The sequence below is a fragment of the Sediminicoccus rosea genome (genome assembly GCF_033547095.1).
In the GTDB taxonomy this organism is placed as follows: Bacteria; Pseudomonadota; Alphaproteobacteria; order Acetobacterales; family Acetobacteraceae; genus Roseococcus; species Roseococcus rosea.
Genome location: NZ_CP137852.1, coordinates 1,277,793 through 1,297,008, shown reverse-complemented (window position 1 = coordinate 1,297,008; position 19,216 = coordinate 1,277,793). Strand labels below are relative to the sequence as shown.

Genomic DNA, 19,216 nt, shown 5'->3' with positions numbered 1-19,216 from the left:
ACCGGGTTCGGCGCGCGGGCCACCCCCCTCCCAGGGCCATCCACCCCAAGCCGGGCAGCGACGGCGAGCTCCGCCAAGAACCGCACCGTCGCCGCCCTCACCAGGACGATCCCATTCCGGAGACCACCATGGCACCCACGACTCTCACCATGCCCGCCGCCCATGCAAGCAGCCCGCCCATCGCCCTCCTGCCCGCGATCAGCCTGGCGCACCACACCGTGCTCGCCTTGGATCTCGGCACCACCACTGGCTGGGCCCTGCGGTCACGTGACGGCGGCATCACCTCCGGCACCATGACCTTCAAGCCGACCCGCTTCGAGGGCGGCGGGATGCGCTTCCTGCGCTTCCGCGGATGGCTAGCCGAGGTCGCCGCCCTGTCCGGCGGTGTGGCGCGTATCGTGTTCGAGGAAGTGCGCGCCCATGCCGGGACGGACGCGGCGCACATCTATGGCGGTTTCCTCGGCACCCTGACCGCCTGGTGCGAGGAGCGCGACATCCCCTATGAGGGCGTCCCGGTCGGCACGATCAAGCGCTACGCCACCGGCAAGGGTAATGCCGACAAGGCGAAGATGGTCGCCGCCATCGAGGCTCGCGGCTTTGCACCGGCCGACGACAACGAGGCCGATGCCATCGCCCTGCTGCTCTGGGCGACTGAACCCAGCGGAGGCCGCGCATGAGCATGCACGGCGCACCGCTGCCGCCCCGCTCCTGCCTCGACCGGGGCACGCGCAGCCCGACGAACGACACCGAGGTCAACGCCATGCGTGCGGCTGCCTGGCATCGGCATGGCGTCGCCGCTCTGCCCGTCGCCGACATCACCGACGACTGGCTGCGCCAGGCCATCACCAACGAGGCCAACCGGCGCTGGGGGCGTCGCAACGCGGAGAACCATCATGGCCGGTAAGCGCAAGACCAAGGTGGCGAAGCCGAAGCACGACGATCTGACGAAGCCGTCGAAGTGGCGCCTGCAACACGGCGGCTTCTCAGAGCCGGTCCGCGACACGGATCCGGACACGGGCTCACCCGTCGCGAATCGTCGTGCCGTCGACACGCTCGGGCTGATGCTCGCCAATGGCAGCATCACGCCGCAGATGCACGAGGCCGGGGCGATGTTCCGGGTGACCTTCCGCCTCGCGGCGCTGGACGGCATGCGCACCACGCAGTTGCTCCGCATCCAGGGCGGTGGCGGCGACCTACTGAGCGAACGCCAGGCTGCTGCGCGCCGCCGGTTGGCCGCGGCCCTGGACCTGTTCGGCGGCGCGGACAGCGCCGGCGGAAGCTGCCTGTGGCACGTGCTTGGCCTCGAGTGTTCCCTGCGGGAATGGGCGATGCGGCAGGGGTGGTCGGGCCGTCCGGTCCATCACGTCCAGGCGCAGGGCATCCTGCTCACCGCGCTCGGCGTCCTGGCCGCCCATTATGGCCTGCTACCGCGGGAGCGTGCCGCGTAAGCCTCAGCCCAGGGCGGCCTTCAGGTCGGTCATCGTGGCCATCAGCGTCATTGGGTCGATCGGTGACGGCGTGAAGCCGCAGGCCTGGTAGAAGCGCTGAGCGTCGGCGTTCAGGGCCTGCACCAACACCCCGCGCACCGCCAGCACCTCGCTGGCCTGTAGCACGCGCAAGACCGCATCCCGCAGTAAAGCCCGGCCGATGCCCTGGCCATGCAGGCTGCGGTCCACCGCCAGTCGGCCCAGCATCGCCATCGGGATCGGGTCGGGCATGTTGCGCTTCACACGCCCTGGAGCGGCGGTCACGGCCACAGCCCCCGCCGCCAGGCAGTAGAACCCCACCACGAAGCCGGCGCGGCACACCACGAAGGTCCGTGACGCGCCGGCCGCCTGATTCGCCCGCGCACGCCGCCGTAGCCAGTCGTCAAGCGAGGCCTCGCCGCTATCGAACAACGCCAGGTCGTGCGTGCCGTCGAGTGGCGCCGGGGCGCTGAGCCGTTCGGCACTCACTCCCACGGAGGCGCGGTCTCCAGCAGCTTGCGAAGCCGGCCGTTCGGGTTGGGCGGCGCGTCGAGTAGGGCCTGGAACTTGGCGTACGCAGCCGGCTGGGTGCGGAACAGCGTGCGGTCGAGAATGGCGTCGGTCGCAGCGCGGCGAGCAGCCTCCAGCATAAACTCGGAGCGTGACTTCCCCGAGAGTACCGCTGCCTGGTCGATCAGGGTCCGCTCCTCGGGCCGGACGCGGATGTTGATCGCGCCGACGGTGATGGCGGGCTTGGCCTTCGCCGGGCGTCGGGTCGGGGTGGTGATGCGCTTGGCGGGTGTGGGCATGGTGGCCTCCGGGGCTGGTTCTACGGATTTGTGTGGACATTGTCCACCACGCAGTCGCGGCGCTGCTGAAACCCGATTGCGGCACCGGAACCAGAAGGGATAGTGTTTCGACAGTCGTTGAATTGCGACCGCAGCCGAGTGGCTCCCGAGCCACTGACCCGCTGTTCAGCCACAGTGGCTCTCGAGCCGATGGTTCCTTCCGGGCGCCGCTGTATGCGGGGGGCGGAAGCGCGCAACATCGCTAGCGCCAGGCCGAAAATATGGGTTGCGGTTTGCAGCCTTCGCCCGCGGCTTCAACTCGTTAGCTGCAAACCAACGCCGGGCCGCGGCCCTGCAAACCACCTGCAAACCGGATGGCATCATGACGCTCCCCTGGATGGCGGCGAAGATCCTGCTGCGTCCGGTGGCGGAGCTTCGCCCGCATGCCGGCAACGCCCGCGTGCACAGCGCCGCGCAGCTGGAGCAGATCAAGGCCAGCATGCTGGCCTTCGGCTTCACCAACCCGCTGCTGGTCGATGAGGCCGGCGTGCTGATCGCCGGCCACGGTCGGCTGGAGGCTGCGTCGGCGCTCGGCATGGCCAAGGTGCCGGTGATCGTGCTGAGGCACCTGTCCGCGGCGCAGAAGGAGGCACTGCGCCTCGCCGACAACCGCATCGCGGAGAACGCGACCTGGGACCAGGCGCTGCTGCGCGATGCGCTGGCTGCGGTGCAGGCGGCGCAGGACATCGATCTCGGCGCGCTCGGCTTCTCGGCGGATGAGCTCGCGGACATCCTCGCGGCGGCTGGAGATGCCGTGTCCGACGGCGACGCGCCCGAGGCGCTGTCCGCGGATCCCGTCGAGGGGGGCGGTGCGGCAGGCGCGGCAGGCGCCGAGGATGCGCTGGCGGACGATCCCGCCGACGCCGATCCGGAGCCGCCGCGCCAAGCCGTCACGCGCCCCGGCGATCTCTGGCTGCTCGGCGAGCATCGCCTGCTCTGCGGCGACAGCACCGACGCCGCCTCAGTGGCGCGCGTGATGGGCGATGATCGTGCGGCGCTGTTGTTCACGTCCCCGCCTTATGGGAACCAGCGGGACTACACGACCGGTGGCGTCACGGATTGGGATGCCCTGATGCAGGGCGTATTCCAGCACCTCGACGCGGCCATGCGGCCCGATGGCCAGGTGCTGGTGAACCTCGGGCTGATCCATCGCGACAATGAATGGCAGCCCTATTGGGCCGGCTGGCTCGACTGGATGCGCGCCCGCAGCTGGCGGCGCTTCGGGCTCTACACCTGGGACCAGGGGCCCGGCCTGCCGGGCGACTGGAACGGGCGGCTGTCGCCCGCCTTCGAGCTGCTCTTCCACTTCAATCGCGAGGCCCGGCGCCCCAACAAGATCATCCCCTGCCGCTGGGCGGGGCACGTCAACTCCGAGAAGGGTGGCCTCCGCGCCAAGGACGGCACCGTCGGTGAATGGCAGCATGCCGGCCAGGGCGTCCAGGAGACCAGGATCCCGGACAACGTGCTGCGCATCACGCGGCACAAGGCCCGCGGCATCGAGACGGAGCATCCCGCGGTGTTCCCCGTCGCGCTGCCGGACTTCCTCATGCGTGCTTATGCTGATGAGGACGATGTGGTGTTCGAGCCCTTCGCTGGCGCCGGCACCACCATTATCGCTGGCCAGCGCACCGGCCGCCACGTGCGGGGGATCGAACTCGCGCCTGCCTATGTCGACTTGGCGGTGGCGCGGTGGCGGATGCTGCATCCCGACCTGCCGGTGACGCTGGCCGATGATGGGCGCGATTACGACACCGTGGCCGCGGCGCGGGTGGAGGTCACTGCCGATGCAGCCTGACCTCGTCGTCTCCGCGCTGCCGGTGGTGGCGCTGGTCCCCTACGCCGAGAACGCGCGTACGCATTCGCCGACGCAGGTGGCCCAAATCGCGGCGTCCATCGCCGAGTTCGGCTTCGTGAACCCGGTCCTGGTCGACGCCGAGGGCGTGCTGATCGCCGGCCATGGTCGCGTCATGGCGGCGAAGCAGCTCGGGCTCGCCTCGGTGCCGGTGCTGCGGCTCGGCCATCTCTCCCCCGCGCAGGCGCGTGCGCTGCGCCTGGCCGACAACCAGATTGCGCTGAATTCGGGCTGGGACGAGGCGCTGCTGGCCGCCGAGATCGCCCGTATCCGCGACGAGGCGGTGGTTGACCTGGATGTGCTCGGCTTCTCCGGGATGGAGCTGGACCGGCTGCTGGCGGCTGCCGACGCGGGGCTCGGCGATGAGGTGGACGAGGCGCCGCCGCCGCCCGCGGTGCCCGTCACCCGCACGGGCGATCTCTGGCGCTGTGGGGAACACCGGCTGCTCTGCGGCGATGCGACGAAGCTGGCCGACGTCCAGCGCGCGCTTGGCGCCGGCCACCTGGCCGACATGGGCTTCGTCGATCCGCCCTATAATGTGGCCTACGAGGGCGGCACCGCCGCCAAGATGACCATCGCCAATGACGCGCTTGGCGGCGGCTTTCCCGAATTCCTCCGGCCCGCGCTGGCCAACCTGCTCTCGGTGACCAAGGGCGCCTGCTACGTCTGCATGTCCTCCTCCGAATGGCCGACGCTGCATCGCGTCTGGCAGGAGGCCGGCGGCAAATGGTCCAGCACGATCATCTGGGCGAAGAACACCTTCGCGCTCGGTCGCGCCGACTACCACCAGCAGTTCGAGGCGATGCTCTACGGGTGGAAGGCCGGCGCGCAGCACTACTGGTGTGGCGCGCGCGACCAGGGAAATGTCTGGCACTTCGACAAGCCGGCACGCAACGACCTGCACCCGACCATGAAGCCGGTGGCGCTGGTCGAGCGCGCCATCCGCAACAGCAGCAAGCCGCGCGACACGGTGCTGGACTGCTTCGGCGGCTCGGGCACCACGATGATCGCGGCGGAGCGCACCGGGCGGCGTGCCGTGCTGCTGGAGATCGATCCGGCCTATGCCGACGTGATCGTGCGGCGTTGGCAGGACACGACCGGCGAGGTGGCGGTTCTGGAAGGCGATGATCGCATCTTTGCCGACGTCGCCGCGGCACGCGGCATCGTTGATCATGATGTGATCCAAACCGCCGAATTATAGCAATTCCGCGCCGCTGCATCTTGCTTGGCTCGTGCGCGCCACAGCGCGAATGGTCCGTCACACGCAGGGAATGCCCTGCACGACGACGGAGACGAACATGACCGACCGCACCGCCCGCAACCAGGAAAACAGCCTGGCCGCCTTCCTGGCGAAAAAGGCCGAATTCGACGCCCTCCTTGCGGAACTCACGCAGGCCAGCGCGGACCATTTCGGCGCGGACCCCGAGACGGTGCTCTGGGGCGAAGCGGCCTGGCTTTCGGATGCCACCGCGAAGCTGAAGGACATCGCGGACCAGCATTTCCGCCGCGGCGAATACGAAGCCTGACGCGGGTCACTCCCGCACCGCCCCGACCGGCGACGCCGGCGGGGCTCCGGGCAGTAGGGGCCGATGGTCGGCGCCCGACACCGGAGACCACCACGATGACCAAGCTTTCCGACACCCAGCGCGTGATCCTGAGCGCCGCCGCGCAGCACGAGATGGGCCTCGCCCGCGCGCCGAAAACGCTCCCGGCCGCCGCGCGCAACGCGGTGTTCCGCAGCCTGATCAAGAACAACCTGCTGACCGAGATCAACGCCCCGCGGGACTACGTGGGCCTGGGCTGGCGCCAGGATGACGACGGAACCTGGATTGTGGCGCGTATCACCGACGAGGGGCTGCGCGCCATCGGCATCGACCCGAACGAGGGCGACGCGGTGGCCGGCGAGCCCGACTGCTCCGGCATCGAGGGCAGCGTGCCCGACACGGCGCCCACGGGCGCGGAGGAGCCGGCGCCGCAGGGTGAGGACGCCCCGCCGCCCGAAGCCGCCCAGGTCGCGCCCCTGGCGGAGGAAATCGCCCTGCTCGACCAGGCCCTCGCTGCGCGCGCCGCCACGCCGCGCGCCAGCCTGCGCGACGCCGCCGCGGCGATCCTCGCCACCTGGGATGACGAGGCCAACCGCGAGGGCGACATGATCGGTGCACTCGACGCGCCGATGGAAGCGCTCCGCACCCTGCTCGCCGGCAAGCCCGCCCGCATCGCCCGCGAGCCGGGCGCGCTGCGCAAGCCGCGCGAGGGCACCAAGCAGGAGCAGGTGCTGGCCATGCTGCGCCGCCCCGAGGGCGCCACGGTCGCGCAGATCGCCGAGGCAACGGGCTGGGCGCAGCACACGGTACGCGGCTTCTTTGCCGGGCTGAAGAAGAAGGGCCACGCGGTCGAAGTGAAGTCGCGGGAGCGGATGGTCGGCCCCAACAAGACCGGCGCGAAGGGGTCCTTCACCATCTACGCATTGGCGGAGTGAAGCATCTCAGCCACGCCGCTGAACATGATCGGGAGCGCCGGGGATCATCGAGATTCCCGGCGCCTTATCGAGTTGGCTGCGCTCCGACACAGCGCGAATCGTCCGTCACGCGCAGGGCCATCCCGCCCCGCCGAGACGGAGACGACGATGAGCACCACCATCCTCCCGCACCAGACTGCCGAAGGCCCGCAGGACCGCGCTGCCTGGCAGCAGCTTCTTGCCACCGCGCCGCGCAGCACCGACAGCGTGGGCCGCGCCACCATTCAGGTCTGCACCGCCAGCGACGGGCGCGGGATCTTTGCCACGGTGGACTACGCCACCTGGCAGACCGAGAAGGAGGAGGGCTGATGCCCTCCGAGCGCCGCTGGATCATCCTGGCGCAGGATGGCCGGCACGTGACGATGGGCCGCGCCGCGCCGCCCAGCGAAGCCGAGGTCGAGGCCGCCGCCGCGGCGCTTGCCGCACAGGGGCTGGCAGGCTGGCTCGCCACACTCGACGGGAACTACTGGTCGCGCCGCCGCGTGGCCCTCGCGCCGGTGCAGATGCTCGGCGACGGCGCCACGCTGGACTGGTCCGCCGCCATCACCGCCTTTGAAGCCGCCCGCCAGCGCGCCCTTCGTCCCCTCTGACAAGGCCGGCATCGCCATCACGCGCGGCGGCTTGCGGGCCCCCATCGCGGCTCCGCGATGGGAGGCAGAGTCGCCGCCATGCCGGAACTGACCGCCTCCACACGCGAGGCTGCGCGGCGCCTCGGCGTCAGCGACACCGCCATCCACAAGGCCGAGCGCGCCGGCCGCATCGCCCGTGAACCGGACGGCCAGTGGGATATCGACAAGACCCGACGCCGCCTGACCGAAACCGCCGATCCCGCCCGCTCGCCCCTGGCCAGTAGCGCCGGCGCGGATGGCACGCCCTTCGCCCGGCTGAAGGTCGCGCAGCTTGCCCTGAAGGTGGAGGCGCAGCGCCTTTCGCTGGACGAGACCAAGCGTCGCCTGGTCGACGTGAACGAGGCAAACGCCGCGCTCGACGAGATCGGCAGCACCATGCGCGACGCGCTGCTGAACTGGCCCGCCCGCGTGTCGGGCCTGATCGCCGCCGAGATCAGCGTCGACCCGCATCTGCTGCAGACCATCCTGCAGAGCCACATCAACGACCTGCTGACGGAGGCGGCCGATCGCTTCGATCCAGCAGGCCTCGGAGGGGACCGGTCTTCGCAGCCGTGACCATGTGCGCCGGCGTGTCGGCGCCATGCTCCGCCCGCCGCCGCAGCTCACCGTCTCGGAATGGGCCGAGCGCCACCGCATGCTCGGCAGCCGTGCCTCCGCGGAACCCGGCCCCTGGCGCACCAGCCGCACGCCCTACCTCAAGGACGTGATGGACGCGCTGTCGGCGGTGCATCCGGCACGGCGCGTCGTGTTCATGAAGGGCGCGCAGGTCGGGGCGACGGAGAGCGGCAACAACTGGCTCGGCTACATCATGCACCACGTGCCGGCGCCCGCGCTGGCGGTGCAGCCAACCGTGGAACTGGCCAAGCGCTTCTCGCGCCAGCGCATCGACCCGCTGCTGGAGGAAACGCCGGCGCTGCGGGAGCGCGTCGCCCCGGCTCGCGCCCGCGACAGCGGCAACACGATGCTGTCGAAGGAATTCCCCGGCGGCATCCTGGTCCTGACCGGGGCGAACAGCGCGGTTGGGCTGCGCTCGATGACGGCGCGGTTCCTGTTTCTCGACGAGGTGGATGCCTATCCCGGCGATGTCGCCGGCGAGGGTGACCCCATCGCACTCGCCGAGGCCCGGGCGCGGACCTTCGGCTGGCGACGCAAGGCCTTCCTGGTCAGCACGCCGACCATCGCCGGCCGTAGCCGCATCGAGCGGGAGTATTTGGCCTCCGACCAGCGGCGCTTCTTCGTACCATGCACGGCGTGCGGCGAGATGCAGTGGCTACGCTTCGAGCGGCTGATCTGGGAGAAGGGAGCGCCGGAGACGGCGCGGTACCACTGCACCGCCTGCGACCACCCGATGCAGGAGCACGACAAGACCGCGATGCTCAGCGGCGGCGAGTGGCGCGCGACGGCAGAGGGCCAGGATCCGCACACGGTCGGCTTTCACATCTCGGCGCTCTACTCGCCGGTGGGGTGGCTCTCCTGGGAGCAGATCGCGCGGGATTGGGAGGTGGCGCAGGGCAAGCCCGAGGACATCAAGACGTTTCGGAACACGGTCCTGGGCGAGACCTGGCAGGAGCAGGGCGAGGCGCCGGATTGGGAGCGCCTGGTAGAGCGCCGCGAGGACTTCGCCATGGGCGTGGTGCCCACCGGCGCATTGGTGCTGACGGCCGGCGTCGACGTGCAGGACGATCGCCTCGAGTGCGACGTCTGGGGCTGGGCGGAGGGCTTCTCCTCCTGGCTCGTCGATCACGTGGTGATCCCCGGCAGCCCGCGGGACCGCGAGCCGTGGGACGAACTGGCCCGCGTGCTGGCGCGCGACTGGCCGCGCCAGGGCGGCGGCGCGATGCGCATCGCCCGGCTCTGCGTCGACACCGGCGGCCGGGATACGGCGGCCGTCTATGGCCACCTGCGGCGGCTGCGGGATCCACGCATCGCTCCGACCAAGGGCATCGATGGCTGGAACCGGGCGCAGCCCGTCCAGGGCCCGACGGCGGTGGACGCCCTGGTCAATGGCCAGAAGCTCCGTCGTGGCCTGAAGCTCTGGACCGTGTCGGTCTCGACCTGGAAGGCCGATCTCTACCGCCGGCTCTGGCTCGGCCGCGGCGATGCAGAGGAGCTGCCACCCGGCTGGGTGCATCTGCCGCGCATGATCGATGTCGAATGGGTCAAGCAGTTGGTCGCCGAGCAGCTGCGCACGACCAAGGACCGCCGTGGGTTTGCCCGGCAGGAATGGGCCAAGCTGCGCGAGCGGAACGAGGCGCTGGACTGCGCGGTCCTCGCGCGGGCGGCGCTCTGGCTGCTCGGCGCTGATCGCTACGGCGAGCAGTTCTGGGCACGGCTGCGGGATGAGGCGGCGGACGCGCCGCTGCGGCCAAGCGAGCTTCCCGTCGCCGGGAACATCGCTCCCCCATCACCGCCGTCCCTGGCTGCCCCGGCATCGGGGCCCGACACCCAGCGCCCGCGCGGCTGGCTGGCGCCGCGCAGCGGCTGGCTGCGCTGAGAGGAGGACGATCATGGACCCGACCGTCCTCGCCTGGGCGCTGGCGCAGCCTGCCGGCACCCGCGCAGCCGTACTCGCCGCCGCCTTCACCGGCGGCACCACGCGCGTCACCTTCGATGGCCGCACCGTGGAATACCGCTCCCTCGACGAGCTTAGCCGCGCGCTGTCGGTACTCCACGCCGCGGAAAACAGCGCCGCGCGCCGGCCCAGCGTCACCTTCGCCAGCTTCTCCCGCGAGGGAACCAGGTGATGGGCCGCCTTCGCGATGCCTGGCACGCCCTGCGCGGCTATGCCGCCGCGCAGGACAGCCGCGCCTCGAGCTGGGCGGCCTCGGGCAGCAGCGCCACGGCCGAGGTCGGTGCCACCCCCCGACTTCGTCGCAATTCGCGCCGAAGCCGAGCGCGCCCTGGCTGAGCGCATCGCGGGCTACGAGCCGCTACTCGCCGCCGGCCACGCCAAGGTCATGTGCCAAAAGATCCAGGGCTGCCCATTGCCATCGGCGCCTCGATGCGTCTGCTGGTCAGACTGAACCAGGAACTCGCGACACGCTAATTCATCGTCCCGGTCCACCGCCGCTGGTCATCGCTGGCAGTCGTGAGTCCGGCGTTCGTGCGGAACGCCGCGCGATGCACCGTAACCTCGGGCGCAACCATGGCGAAGGCGTTCCATTGGCTTGGGAGCGCAACCATGCAGCCGTCCAAATCCGCAGATCCGCCTAATGAGGGCTTCGCCGCCTCCGGCCATACGGAAAGGTATTGCGGTATGCTGGTGGACAAGGCGGCCAAACAGGCATGGTCGGCTACGCGGGATATCGATTGGCACGTGCCACCGCAACGCCCCTGGTGGCTTCCGCGTCGCAACCATGTGATTCTGACCAGCCAGTTCCTGCATGGCGAACAGGTCGCAAGATCCGCGTGCGAGACGTTGTTACCGCTGCTGCCCGAGGGCCCGTTCCGCCAGGCCCTGGAGACGCAGATCGCCGATGAGGCACGCCACGTCGAAGCCCATGCGCGCTATCTCTCCCGCATCGGCGACATTGCGCCACCGCGCCCGCTGCTGGTTCAGGCCTTGGGCCATATCCAGGATTGGCAGGGTTGCGCCATCGGTCTGGTACTGGCCACGCATGTTGTGCTGGAAAGCGAGGCATTGGCCATTCAGCAGGAATTGGCACGCGACTTCCCCTGCCCGATCATGCATCAGATTTCGCGATTCTCGGCGCGTGACGAGAGCCGACACATCGCGCTCGGCCGCGTATTGCTGCGCGCGGCGGCCCTGCCTGCCCAACCGTTCGAGGTGAGGCTTAAGCTCCATCGCCAATTGCGGCGGTTATGGCGAGATTGTGCAGCTGCCGCCAAGGCTGATCACGGATGGGCCTTCGCTCGCGCTGCTCCGGAGGGCCGCCTGGAGACGGGTTGGCGCCGGCTTCAGGCCCGATTTCGGCGGGTGGGCCTGATCGGCGCCGGGGAAGACAGCCTCTTCGCCGAGACGAGTGCGTGATTTCAGTCATCATCCCGACGCTCAATGAGGCGCTATGCCTGCCGGTGCTGCTAGCGCAACTGCGCGCCGAGGTCTCGCTTGGCGAGATCGTCGTTAGCGACGGTGGCAGCACGGATGACACCCGATCGGCAGCCCTCGCGGGTGGCGCGCGATGGATTTGCGGCCCGCCCGGGCGTGGCGGCCAGTTGGCCCGTGGCATTGCCGCATCGCGGGGCAGCGTGCTGCTGATGCTGCATGCCGACACCACCTTCCCGTCCGGCGGGCTGGCGGCGATCGAGGCTGCGCTCGCTTGCCGGGCGGAAGCGCCAGGCGGCAATTTCAGACTGTTGTTCGACGGGGAGGAAGCGTTCTCCCGCTGGCTTGAGGGCTTCTATGCCCGCTTGCGGCAGCATGGCGTCTATTACGGCGACAGTGGCATCTTCATCCGCCGCACGGCCCTCGACGCAATCGGCGGCATCCGTCCAATCGCGCTGATGGAGGATTTCGATCTGGTCCGGCGGCTGGAGCGCGCGGGGCCCACCCTCCACATCGAGACACCGGCGCTGATCACTTCGTCACGGCGGTTCGCCGGGCGGGGGCGGGTTGCGATCATCGCGGGCTGGCTGCGCGTGCACCTGCTGCATGCGCTGGGTGTCGCTCCGGATCGACTGGCCGCGCTGTACAATTCCGCTCGAAGCCGCGCGCGATGACGACGCCGCGTCGCACTCTGCCGCTGATCCTCCTGTCCTCCCTTGCGGCCCGGCCGGCTGCAGGTGCCGATGCGTCACTCATGGCCGAGGGATGGAGTTGCCTCGATGTGCCAGGGCGGACCCCGACGCGTTTCGTAGGGCGCCCGCAGGGGACGGTCGTCATGACCGCCGAAAGCGCGGTGGGCTTTCTCCTGCGCCCGACCCGGCCTGACGAGCTCCTGGGTGGCGACTATCGCCTGGCCTGGCGCTGGCGTGTGCTCGCGGCGCCGGCGCCTAGCGATGCAGCGACGATCGGCGCCGATGACCGGCCGGCCAGCGTGCATCTGCTGTTTGCCGGTGCGGGGCGCGGTGGCGGGCTCGGCGCCGCGCTCCGTCGGCGGCTGCGCGCAGGACTCCTGGGCAGTGCCTTCTCGGGGCGCGTACTCACCTACGTGTGGGGCGGACGAGCCCCGCCGGGCACCGTCAGCGCCAACCCGCACATCGCGCCGGACGGCGCGCTGATCGTGTTGCGCGGACCGGAGGCGCCTCTCCGCGCCTGGCACGACGAAAAAGTCGATCCGGCAGCCGACTACCGCGCGGCGTTCGGCGAGGTGGCACCGCCCCCCACGCATCTCGCGCTGTCCGCCGACACCGACGACCTGGGCGGTGTCGCGGTGGCGGAGGTTCAGGCGCCGCGCTTCCTGCCGCTCTGACATTCGCATCGCACCGTCATCGGGTCACGCCGCCGCTGCCCCGGCTCACCGCGTCGCCACGCCGAGGATCGCGCCGGAATGCGCCCGCAGGAGCGCGGCATGCGCAACCAGGTCTTCGTTGCAGTCGCCCTCTTTTGGCTATGCGGACGCTGCGAGTAAGCCCGGCAGATCTGCAAGGCTGTGGATTTCGTGGTCCGGAGCGCCGGGCAGCCTCTCGCGCCTTTGGCCGTAGCGGTTGCACCACACCACGCGCATGCCGAAGGCTGAGGCAGCATGCGCATCCCAGGCATTCGAGGACTGGAAGGCAATCGCCTCCGCGGGCACACCGAGCCGGTCGACCGCGCGCTGATAGACACGCGGATCCGGCTTGAAGTTGCCGACCTCCTCGACCGAGATCACCGCATCGAAGGCCCCGGCGAGCCCAGCCCCCTCCACCGCGCTCGCCAGCATATCCGGCGAGCCGTTGGACAGGATGGCGGTGGCGTAGCCCGCCTCGCGCAGCGCGCCCAGCACCCTGGGCACTTCGGGGAAGGTGCCCAGCGTGAGATACAGGTTCATCAGACGCTTGCGCAGCGGCCCATCCGTCGGCAGGCCGAGTGTCTCCAACGCGAAGTCGAGGGCGTCGCCCGTGACCTGCCAGAACGGCACGTAACGGCCCTGCAGCCCGCGCAGCCAGGAGTACTGAAGCTGCTTGTCTCGCCAAAGGGCGGTCAAAGGACCAGCCTTGTCACCTAGGACGTCGGCGCAGCCGGCTGCCGCCGAGGCAAAGTCGAAAAGTGTCCCATAGGCGTCGAAGACGCAGGCGCGGATCCCGGTCAGCATGGCGCGATCAGACCAGCGTGCCACGGATCGGATAGTTCATCTCCTGGATGCGCTTCGCGCCGCGAGCGATGCCGGCCAGGTCGGGACGGGCGAAGGGCGCGTTGGATATGTCGATCAGTTGCACCTGTCCGGCGGGGTTGATCAGGAACAAGCCAGGCTCCGAGAAGGGTCGGTCGGTCTCCTGCGGCGAGCGCGGGTTAGAGACATACAGCCCCAATTCCTGCATCTGCGGGATGGTCAGCCCGAAGCCAAGCGGGAAGCGCCAGCCGAACTCGGCATGATCTGCCGCCGCCTTCTCCTCCGGGTCGGCGGATACCGCCACCACCGCGACGCCGGCCGCCTCGAACTCCTCCAGCAGCTTATCGAGCGTGCCCAGATAGGGCTTGCACAGCGGGCAGTGCTTGCCGCGATAGACGACCAGCAGGCGCCAACCTTCCATCGCAGCGGGCGCGATTTCACCGCCGCCGAGGCGCGGCACGGTGATGGCGGGAAAGGCCGCGCCGGCGGCGAGTTTCACGGTCTGGCTCATCGTCGAAATCTCCGAGATATGGGTTGCGTCAGGCACGGGGATAGTTGGACGGGAACATCGCGCGGCGAGTCTGCTCATCCGCATCCTTCTTGAAGGCGTGGTCCTTCCCCACGGCGCGCGCGCGGGCCACCGCGGGCCGCGTATCGATGCCATGAAACCAACGCTTGATGTTCGGGAAGGCAGAAAGCGGATCGGCCTCGCCCTTCATCACGCGGGCTGCGCGATCGATCCAGCCCCAGGCCGACATGTCGGCGATGGTGTAGCCGTTCCCGACGACGAAATCGCGTCCGGCAAGGTGACCCTCCAGCACTTCGTAGTGCCGCTCCGCCTCGCGCCGGTAGCGGTTGCGCGCATAGTCGAGCCCCTCGGGCGCGGCCCATTGGAAATGCACCGCCTGGCCGGAGAAGGGACCGAGGCCTGAGGCGATGAAGAACAGCCAGGAGAGCAGCTCCGGCCGGTCCGCGGGCGTGCCCAGGAATTGCCCCGTCTTGTCGCCGAGGTAGAGCAGGATGGCGCTGCTGTCGAAGATACGCGCCTCGGACCCGCCCGGGCCCTCGGTATCGACGATGGCCGGCACCTTGCCATTGGGGTTGATGGCGCGGAACGCCGGCTCATGCTGCTCGCCCTTCATCGTGTCCACCGGCACGGTCTCGTAAGCGAGGCCGGCCTCTTCCAGGAACAGGGCGATCTTCGCGGGGTTCGGCGTCGGGTGGAAATAGAAGCGGATCACGGGGCTCTCCGGTGTCAGGTCTTGGCGACGGTTGCGGCGGTCTGGCCGAACAGCAGCGCGGCCGAGGCTGCGCTGACCGTGGGTGCGGTGTTCACCTCGGCCGCGCGGGCATAGGCGCGCTCGGTCGCGGGCCGCGCCTTGATGGCGCCGAACCAGCGCGCGAGATGCGGAAAGTCGTCAAGGTTCTGGCCCTGCCGCGCATGCGGTACGATCCAGGGGTAGCTTGCCATGTCGGCGATGGAGTAGTCGGCACCGGCCATGAATTCACGATCGGCCAACCGCTTGTTCAGGACGCCATAAAGCCGCCCCGTCTCGTTGACGTAGCGATTGATGGCGTAGGGGATCTTCTCCGGCGCGTATTGGCTGAAGTGATGGTTCTGACCGGCCATCGGGCCAAGCCCGCCCATCTGCCAGAACAGCCATTGCAGCACCTCGGCCCGGCCGCGAACATCGCTGGCGGGCGGCACGAAGCGGCCGATCTTGTCCGCCAGATACAGGAGGATGGCGCCGCTTTCGAACAGCGACACCGGCGCGCCACCACCCTCGGGCGCATGGTCCACGATCGCGGGAATGCGGTTGTTCGGCGCGATCGCCAGGAACTCTGGCTTGAGCTGGTCGCCGGCCGAGATGTTCACTGGGACGATGCGGTAGGCCAGGCCTGCCTCCTCCAAAAACATCGTGATCTTGTGTCCGTTCGGCGTGGTCCAGTAGTGCAGGTCGATCATGTGGATTGCTCCTTAAAGGGGGGATCGAGCAGGGCCAACGCCTGGCGCGCGGCGCCCCGCAGCAGGGCTGGTTCCGGCTTGCTGCGCGCCAGAACGCGCAAACCCATCACCGTGGTCAACAGCAGCCGCGCGAGGTCGCGCGCGCGCGACGCCGCGGCAATGCTCCCATCGCGCTGCCCCGCGAGGACACAACGGTGGAAGAATGCCTCCAACTCACCAAGCCGGGCGGCGATGACGGAACCGATCTCCACATCATGCGGCGCCACTTCTAGCGCTGAATTGACCAGCAGGCAGCCGCGCGGATCGGCAAGGGAGCGCGCCACGATCTCTTTCAGGAAGGTCTCGATGGCCGCGCGGGGTGGATGGCTCGCTTCCAGACGCTCGATCCGTTCGCGCATGTTGCGGTCAAGGTAACGGTCGAGACACAACGCGAACAGCGCGTGCTTGCTGCCGAAGGCGTTGTAGAGGCTCGCCGGCACAAGCCCCATCGCCTCACCGAGGTCGCGCACCGAGGTTGCGACGTAGCCCTGTCGCCAGAAGCGGTCGGTTGCAGCGTCGAGGACTGCATTGTCATTGAACTCACGGGCGCGTGCCATCAGGAGATGGGATCCCTAATTCTAGAGCGCCCGGTTTAGAATGTTTGCGACTGCCGGCAAGATCCAAATTTCTGCCCGGCCGACGTAACCTTCCATCGAAGCCCGTCGAAGCCGACACAAGCGGGCCCGCCCGTCCCACTGAGGAGACAGACCGCCATGCCAAACCTGCCCCGCCGCCCGCTGCTCATGGCACTGGCTTTCAGCTGGGTCGCGGCCACCTCCACCGTCCATGCGCAGCAGGCTAGCCTCGTGACGAGGCCAAGCGCGCATCCGACGCGCGCAACGCTTGATCGTTTCACCGCCGCTGTGCGGGAGGCCGGTTGGATCGTCTTCACAGAGGTGGACCACGCCGCCGCGGCACGCGATGTCGGCATGACGCTGCGGGCGCGCACGGTGGTGCTGTTCGGCAATCCACGCGCTGGCACGCCGGGCATGGCCGCCAACCCCACGCTCGCCATCGACCTGCCGATGCGTGTCCTGGTGTGGGAAGATGACCAGGGCCGGACCTTCGTCACCAGGAGCAACGGGGCGGATGTCGCGGAGCGGGTCTTTGCCCGCCACGGCGTGTCCATCCCGCCCGAAGGCCAGCGCAACACCGAAGCCTTTATCGAGACACTGGTTCGCAACGCCGCCGAATAGCGTGGCGGGCGTGCTCTCGGCCGCGCCACCGCCTGTCCATGTGACGGTCCTCCTGCTTGGGCTGCCGGCGCCGTTCTGGCCGTTGCGGACGTCTCCGGCATCGGCGATGCAACACTTGCGTTTGTGCTGGCGACATTAATGGTGCTCGGCGCAGTGTTCGTCTGGCTCGACTATCTGTTTACAGCCGTTTTCCGCGCGTTCCTCGTGGAGCGAGGTGGCTGTGCGCCTGGCGCTGCCTTCGCCGTGCCCGCGGTGGTCGCGTGGGTCGTGCTGCCCGTCGAGATGCTGGTGGAGGGCTATGGGCGGTTCGTCGCCCCCGATCGGGCTGCCGCTGCTGGCCAACGCTGGGATCTTCGGCGTCGGCACGCAGATCACCCATGGCATCGGATGCGCCACCTTGGTTGCGGCCCGCCAGCGATTGCACCGGATGTGGATGGCGCAACCGATTGTCTGTCTCCGTGGTGTGCTGGGAGGCCAATTGGCGGGTGGAGCGCCCCGCGTAACCTCTGCGGCCGCTCAGGCGTATGGGTAGGGCAGTTCTGCGACGTCCCCCGCCATGAACGCACGCCGACCATCCTTCACGGGGTTCAATCCGGATGTCCCATGCCAGAGCGTCAGCATCCCCAACGGGTGCATTCCAGGTGACCTTGGGCGACGTCAGTGAGACGGCCGCGATCGCCGAGCGGGTTACGCGCGACCTGCGCTGGTCGCGAATGATGGCCGCCGCGCAGGCCGGCGACGCCGGAGCCTATGAGGCGCTCCTCCGCGAGTGCCTGCCGCTTCTGCGGGCAATATGCCGGGCGCGCCTGCGCGACGCGACCGAGGCGGAGGACGCTGTGCAGGACACGCTGCTCACGATCCACCGGGCGCGGGACAGCTACAATGCCGCGCGTCCCTTCCGTCCCTGGCTGGTCGCCATCGCCGAGCGGCGCGCACTGGACCGGGTTCGATCACGCGGGCGCAGGGTCCGCCGCGAGGTGTCGGTGGATGCAGCGGGAGAAATCGCTTCAGGCGATGCTGGCGCGGAAGCTGGGCTGGACGCACGGCGTGCCGCAGCGAACCTGCGGCAGGCGATCGAGGACCTACCGCCGGCGCAGCGTACGGCGCTCGGACTGACAAAGATCCAGGAGTTGACGCTGCTTGAAGCCAGCCAGCGTTCGGGGATGAGCGTGAGCGCGCTCAAGGTGGCCACCCATCGCGCGCTGCATGCATTGCGGCGCCGCTTCGACACGAAAGAGTGACGCAACCATGCGCAGCGAAGACTTGATCCATCGCCTTGCCATCAATCTGCGCCCGGTCCGGCCGGCATCGCACCCTGCGCTCGCCACCGCTGTCTGGCTCACCATCGTTGCGGCCGTCATCGGCTTGGCGGTGCTCGTCTCCGGACCGCGGCATGACCTCGCGGAACGCCTCACCGACGGTTTCGACCTGCCGCAAATCGTGACAGCCTCGGTCACCGGGGTTCTGGCTGCTTTCGCAGCCTTCGAGCTCGCCCTGCCTGAGCGGAGCAGGCGCTGGGCATTGCTGCCACTTCCAGCCGCTGTCGCATGGCTCGCGACCATGGGCTGGGGGTGCCTGCAGGACCTGGCGCGTCTTGGGCCGGACGGATTGCGGATCGGCGTAAGCGTGTCTTGCATGGTGTTCATCGCCGGTCTCAGCGTGCCGCTCACCGTCGCGATGCTGTGGCTTGCACGCCACGCCGCACGGCTGCGCGCAGGCCCCGTCGCGGCACTTGGCGGACTATCCGCGGCGGCGTTTGCCAGCGTCGGGCTGAGCTTCATTCACCACCTGGACGGCGCTGCGATGGTGCTCGCGTGGCACGGCCTGTCGATGCTGGTCGTCACCTTGCTTGCCGCGCTGCTCGGGCCGCGACTGATGCGCCGCGCGCGCCCGCTGGGCTGACCGAGCGCGGCGCTCCCGGTCGAGGATGGCGGGGTCGCGCCGCACGCCGCGCCGGGCCCGCCCTGCCGGGGGCAGGACGTCGGAGCTTGGCCAAATGCCGCTGCCGGGTGCGGCGGCGTAGCACTCCGGCAGCCGTGCCGCGCGCATCGCCCCGGCCGCTGCGGCATGCTCGTAGTCGAGCGGCAGGATCTAGACCTGAAGTTCGCTTGCCACGGGCGTCAGCACCGCGAGCCAGACGCGCGGCGTACCGTCATCCGCCGGCATGCCGATGGCGCCCACATTCATCCAGCCGCCATCGCAGCCGATCGCGGCAAGTTACTCGGCCAGTTGCGCTTCGGGCGTGGAGGCGAAGATGAACTGGCTGATGTCACCAAAGCCCCCACGCGACACGGCCAGGCTGCGCCCGTCCGGCAGGTCCAGCACCATCCGCCGTGGCAGCGCTGCCATCCCGGCGCGGTGGGCCGCCGTCACTTCGCGATCGGCATGCGCGTACCAGGCGGGTGAAAGCAGTCGGAGGCATGGGCTCCATAGGCGACGACGTCGCAGGTGAACACCACGCGCTGGGGCGGGATGCCGCGCCGCCTCGGT

The 19,216-nt window shown here is 69.4% G+C and carries 27 protein-coding genes; 19 read left to right on the top strand and 8 right to left on the bottom strand.

All coding sequences use genetic code 11. The features are described from left to right. Nucleotides 1-128: 128 nt before the first annotated feature. From R9Z33_RS06200 to R9Z33_RS06190, 3 genes are read left to right on the top strand one after another with little or no spacing between them, the layout of a single operon-like run. Nucleotides 129-677, top strand: coding sequence for a crossover junction endodeoxyribonuclease RuvC (locus R9Z33_RS06200; RefSeq protein ID WP_318650437.1), 549 nt, complete (start codon nucleotides 129-131; stop codon nucleotides 675-677). After that, nucleotides 674-904 (top strand): hypothetical protein, encoded by a 231-nt coding sequence (locus R9Z33_RS06195; protein WP_318650436.1) that lies wholly within the window; start codon nucleotides 674-676, stop codon nucleotides 902-904. The genes R9Z33_RS06200 and R9Z33_RS06195 overlap by 4 nt, the downstream gene beginning before the upstream one ends. Continuing rightward, nucleotides 894-1,448 carry a DUF6456 domain-containing protein gene (locus R9Z33_RS06190; protein ID WP_318650435.1) on the top strand — a complete coding sequence of 185 codons (555 nt, stop codon included), beginning with the start codon at nucleotides 894-896 and terminating at the stop codon, nucleotides 1,446-1,448. Before R9Z33_RS06195 ends, R9Z33_RS06190 begins: the two co-directional genes overlap by 11 nt. A gap of 3 nt (nucleotides 1,449-1,451) precedes the next feature. On the opposite strand, the gene R9Z33_RS06185 is transcribed toward R9Z33_RS06190, so the two are convergent. Further along, complete coding sequence (locus R9Z33_RS06185) at nucleotides 1,452-1,955, bottom strand: GNAT family N-acetyltransferase (protein ID WP_318650434.1); 504 nt, start codon at nucleotides 1,953-1,955, stop codon at nucleotides 1,452-1,454. Further along, nucleotides 1,952-2,275 (bottom strand): type II toxin-antitoxin system TacA family antitoxin, encoded by a 324-nt coding sequence (locus R9Z33_RS06180; RefSeq protein ID WP_318650433.1) that lies wholly within the window; start codon nucleotides 2,273-2,275, stop codon nucleotides 1,952-1,954. Before R9Z33_RS06180 ends, R9Z33_RS06185 begins: the two co-directional genes overlap by 4 nt. Before the next feature lie 361 nt (nucleotides 2,276-2,636). Here R9Z33_RS06180 and R9Z33_RS06175 point away from each other — a divergent pair, with 361 nt between their 5' ends. The 13 genes from R9Z33_RS06175 (at nucleotide 2,637) to R9Z33_RS06115 (ending at nucleotide 12,685) form a co-directional block, all read left to right on the top strand. Next, nucleotides 2,637-4,109 carry a site-specific DNA-methyltransferase gene (locus tag R9Z33_RS06175; RefSeq protein WP_318650432.1) on the top strand — a complete coding sequence of 491 codons (1,473 nt, stop codon included), beginning with the start codon at nucleotides 2,637-2,639 and terminating at the stop codon, nucleotides 4,107-4,109. Then, the gene (locus R9Z33_RS06170; RefSeq protein WP_318650431.1) at nucleotides 4,099-5,367 is read left to right on the top strand and encodes a site-specific DNA-methyltransferase; all 1,269 of its coding nucleotides are present in this window, start codon (nucleotides 4,099-4,101) and stop codon (nucleotides 5,365-5,367) included. Before R9Z33_RS06175 ends, R9Z33_RS06170 begins: the two co-directional genes overlap by 11 nt. A gap of 97 nt (nucleotides 5,368-5,464) precedes the next feature. After that, nucleotides 5,465-5,692, top strand: a complete 228-nt coding sequence (locus R9Z33_RS06165; RefSeq protein ID WP_318650430.1) for a hypothetical protein — start codon at nucleotides 5,465-5,467, stop codon at nucleotides 5,690-5,692. Nucleotides 5,693-5,787: 95 nt separating this feature from the next. After that, nucleotides 5,788-6,645: a DUF3489 domain-containing protein gene (locus tag R9Z33_RS06160; RefSeq protein WP_318650429.1), complete on the top strand. Its 858-nt coding sequence runs from the start codon at nucleotides 5,788-5,790 to the stop codon at nucleotides 6,643-6,645. A 147-nt stretch (nucleotides 6,646-6,792) separates the two neighbouring features. Beyond that, nucleotides 6,793-6,993, top strand: a complete 201-nt coding sequence (locus tag R9Z33_RS06155) for a hypothetical protein (protein ID WP_318650428.1) — start codon at nucleotides 6,793-6,795, stop codon at nucleotides 6,991-6,993. Next, entirely contained in the window at nucleotides 6,993-7,274 is a 282-nt protein-coding gene (locus tag R9Z33_RS06150; RefSeq protein WP_318650427.1) for a hypothetical protein, read from the top strand. Before R9Z33_RS06155 ends, R9Z33_RS06150 begins: the two co-directional genes overlap by 1 nt. Before the next feature lie 78 nt (nucleotides 7,275-7,352). Then, entirely contained in the window at nucleotides 7,353-7,868 is a 516-nt protein-coding gene (locus R9Z33_RS06145) for a MerR family transcriptional regulator (RefSeq protein ID WP_318650426.1), read from the top strand. A gap of 25 nt (nucleotides 7,869-7,893) precedes the next feature. Beyond that, nucleotides 7,894-9,807 (top strand): phage terminase large subunit family protein, encoded by a 1,914-nt coding sequence (locus tag R9Z33_RS06140; protein WP_318650425.1) that lies wholly within the window; start codon nucleotides 7,894-7,896, stop codon nucleotides 9,805-9,807. Between the two features lie 13 nt (nucleotides 9,808-9,820). Next, a complete protein-coding gene (locus R9Z33_RS06135) occupies nucleotides 9,821-10,057 on the top strand; it encodes a phage head-tail joining protein (protein ID WP_318650424.1) in 237 nt (78 codons plus the stop codon). Then, nucleotides 10,057-10,221, top strand: a complete 165-nt coding sequence (locus R9Z33_RS06130; RefSeq protein WP_318650423.1) for a hypothetical protein — start codon at nucleotides 10,057-10,059, stop codon at nucleotides 10,219-10,221. Before R9Z33_RS06135 ends, R9Z33_RS06130 begins: the two co-directional genes overlap by 1 nt. 237 nt (nucleotides 10,222-10,458) lie before the next feature. Beyond that, nucleotides 10,459-11,304 (top strand): ferritin-like domain-containing protein, encoded by an 846-nt coding sequence (locus tag R9Z33_RS06125; RefSeq protein WP_318650422.1) that lies wholly within the window; start codon nucleotides 10,459-10,461, stop codon nucleotides 11,302-11,304. Continuing rightward, on the top strand, nucleotides 11,301-11,993 hold the full coding sequence (locus R9Z33_RS06120) for a TIGR04283 family arsenosugar biosynthesis glycosyltransferase (RefSeq protein ID WP_318650421.1): 693 nt from the start codon (nucleotides 11,301-11,303) through the stop codon (nucleotides 11,991-11,993). The genes R9Z33_RS06125 and R9Z33_RS06120 overlap by 4 nt, the downstream gene beginning before the upstream one ends. Next, entirely contained in the window at nucleotides 11,990-12,685 is a 696-nt protein-coding gene (locus tag R9Z33_RS06115; RefSeq protein ID WP_318650420.1) for a DUF3047 domain-containing protein, read from the top strand. The genes R9Z33_RS06120 and R9Z33_RS06115 overlap by 4 nt, the downstream gene beginning before the upstream one ends. A gap of 138 nt (nucleotides 12,686-12,823) precedes the next feature. Here R9Z33_RS06115 and R9Z33_RS06110 read toward each other — a convergent pair whose 3' ends face one another. Genes R9Z33_RS06110 through R9Z33_RS06090 form a run of 5 tightly spaced genes read right to left on the bottom strand, consistent with a single transcriptional unit; the run spans nucleotide 12,824 to nucleotide 16,087 of the window. Then, nucleotides 12,824-13,507 (bottom strand): haloacid dehalogenase type II, encoded by a 684-nt coding sequence (locus tag R9Z33_RS06110; protein ID WP_318650419.1) that lies wholly within the window; start codon nucleotides 13,505-13,507, stop codon nucleotides 12,824-12,826. Between the two features lie 7 nt (nucleotides 13,508-13,514). Next, nucleotides 13,515-14,036: a redoxin domain-containing protein gene (locus R9Z33_RS06105; RefSeq protein ID WP_318650418.1), complete on the bottom strand. Its 522-nt coding sequence runs from the start codon at nucleotides 14,034-14,036 to the stop codon at nucleotides 13,515-13,517. 28 nt (nucleotides 14,037-14,064) lie between these two features. Continuing rightward, on the bottom strand, nucleotides 14,065-14,766 hold the full coding sequence (locus tag R9Z33_RS06100) for a glutathione S-transferase family protein (protein WP_318650417.1): 702 nt from the start codon (nucleotides 14,764-14,766) through the stop codon (nucleotides 14,065-14,067). Between the two features lie 14 nt (nucleotides 14,767-14,780). Next, nucleotides 14,781-15,491 (bottom strand): glutathione binding-like protein, encoded by a 711-nt coding sequence (locus tag R9Z33_RS06095; RefSeq protein WP_318650416.1) that lies wholly within the window; start codon nucleotides 15,489-15,491, stop codon nucleotides 14,781-14,783. Continuing rightward, a complete protein-coding gene (locus R9Z33_RS06090; protein ID WP_318650415.1) occupies nucleotides 15,488-16,087 on the bottom strand; it encodes a TetR/AcrR family transcriptional regulator in 600 nt (199 codons plus the stop codon). Before R9Z33_RS06090 ends, R9Z33_RS06095 begins: the two co-directional genes overlap by 4 nt. A 156-nt stretch (nucleotides 16,088-16,243) precedes the next feature. Between R9Z33_RS06090 and R9Z33_RS06085 the strand changes: the two genes are divergently transcribed. The 3 genes from R9Z33_RS06085 to R9Z33_RS06075 all read left to right on the top strand — a co-directional run bounded on the left by R9Z33_RS06085 (nucleotide 16,244) and on the right by R9Z33_RS06075 (nucleotide 18,628). After that, a complete protein-coding gene (locus R9Z33_RS06085) occupies nucleotides 16,244-16,726 on the top strand; it encodes a DUF302 domain-containing protein (protein ID WP_318650414.1) in 483 nt (160 codons plus the stop codon). A gap of 641 nt (nucleotides 16,727-17,367) precedes the next feature. Continuing rightward, on the top strand, nucleotides 17,368-17,967 hold the full coding sequence (locus tag R9Z33_RS06080) for an RNA polymerase sigma factor (protein ID WP_318650413.1): 600 nt from the start codon (nucleotides 17,368-17,370) through the stop codon (nucleotides 17,965-17,967). Nucleotides 17,968-17,974: 7 nt separating this feature from the next. After that, a complete protein-coding gene (locus tag R9Z33_RS06075; protein ID WP_318650412.1) occupies nucleotides 17,975-18,628 on the top strand; it encodes an NrsF family protein in 654 nt (217 codons plus the stop codon). Nucleotides 18,629-18,943: 315 nt separating this feature from the next. Here R9Z33_RS06075 and R9Z33_RS06070 read toward each other — a convergent pair whose 3' ends face one another. After that, nucleotides 18,944-19,099 (bottom strand): hypothetical protein, encoded by a 156-nt coding sequence (locus R9Z33_RS06070; RefSeq protein WP_318650411.1) that lies wholly within the window; start codon nucleotides 19,097-19,099, stop codon nucleotides 18,944-18,946. Nucleotides 19,100-19,216: the final 117 nt, after the last annotated feature.

Coding starts and splice junctions, on each gene's coding strand:
- R9Z33_RS06200 (WP_318650437.1), top strand. CDS start 129: ATGGCACCCACGACTCTCACCATGCCCGCCGCCCATGCAAGCAGCCCG.
- R9Z33_RS06195 (WP_318650436.1), top strand. CDS start 674: ATGAGCATGCACGGCGCACCGCTGCCGCCCCGCTCCTGCCTCGACCGG.
- R9Z33_RS06190 (WP_318650435.1), top strand. CDS start 894: ATGGCCGGTAAGCGCAAGACCAAGGTGGCGAAGCCGAAGCACGACGAT.
- R9Z33_RS06180 (WP_318650433.1), bottom strand. CDS start 2,275: ATGCCCACACCCGCCAAGCGCATCACCACCCCGACCCGACGCCCGGCG.
- R9Z33_RS06175 (WP_318650432.1), top strand. CDS start 2,637: ATGACGCTCCCCTGGATGGCGGCGAAGATCCTGCTGCGTCCGGTGGCG.
- R9Z33_RS06170 (WP_318650431.1), top strand. CDS start 4,099: ATGCAGCCTGACCTCGTCGTCTCCGCGCTGCCGGTGGTGGCGCTGGTC.
- R9Z33_RS06165 (WP_318650430.1), top strand. CDS start 5,465: ATGACCGACCGCACCGCCCGCAACCAGGAAAACAGCCTGGCCGCCTTC.
- R9Z33_RS06160 (WP_318650429.1), top strand. CDS start 5,788: ATGACCAAGCTTTCCGACACCCAGCGCGTGATCCTGAGCGCCGCCGCG.
- R9Z33_RS06155 (WP_318650428.1), top strand. CDS start 6,793: ATGAGCACCACCATCCTCCCGCACCAGACTGCCGAAGGCCCGCAGGAC.
- R9Z33_RS06150 (WP_318650427.1), top strand. CDS start 6,993: ATGCCCTCCGAGCGCCGCTGGATCATCCTGGCGCAGGATGGCCGGCAC.
- R9Z33_RS06145 (WP_318650426.1), top strand. CDS start 7,353: ATGCCGGAACTGACCGCCTCCACACGCGAGGCTGCGCGGCGCCTCGGC.
- R9Z33_RS06140 (WP_318650425.1), top strand. CDS start 7,894: ATGCTCCGCCCGCCGCCGCAGCTCACCGTCTCGGAATGGGCCGAGCGC.
- R9Z33_RS06135 (WP_318650424.1), top strand. CDS start 9,821: ATGGACCCGACCGTCCTCGCCTGGGCGCTGGCGCAGCCTGCCGGCACC.
- R9Z33_RS06130 (WP_318650423.1), top strand. CDS start 10,057: ATGGGCCGCCTTCGCGATGCCTGGCACGCCCTGCGCGGCTATGCCGCC.
- R9Z33_RS06125 (WP_318650422.1), top strand. CDS start 10,459: ATGGCGAAGGCGTTCCATTGGCTTGGGAGCGCAACCATGCAGCCGTCC.
- R9Z33_RS06115 (WP_318650420.1), top strand. CDS start 11,990: ATGACGACGCCGCGTCGCACTCTGCCGCTGATCCTCCTGTCCTCCCTT.
- R9Z33_RS06110 (WP_318650419.1), bottom strand. CDS start 13,507: ATGCTGACCGGGATCCGCGCCTGCGTCTTCGACGCCTATGGGACACTT.
- R9Z33_RS06105 (WP_318650418.1), bottom strand. CDS start 14,036: ATGAGCCAGACCGTGAAACTCGCCGCCGGCGCGGCCTTTCCCGCCATC.
- R9Z33_RS06095 (WP_318650416.1), bottom strand. CDS start 15,491: ATGATCGACCTGCACTACTGGACCACGCCGAACGGACACAAGATCACG.
- R9Z33_RS06090 (WP_318650415.1), bottom strand. CDS start 16,087: ATGGCACGCGCCCGTGAGTTCAATGACAATGCAGTCCTCGACGCTGCA.
- R9Z33_RS06085 (WP_318650414.1), top strand. CDS start 16,244: ATGCCAAACCTGCCCCGCCGCCCGCTGCTCATGGCACTGGCTTTCAGC.
- R9Z33_RS06075 (WP_318650412.1), top strand. CDS start 17,975: ATGCGCAGCGAAGACTTGATCCATCGCCTTGCCATCAATCTGCGCCCG.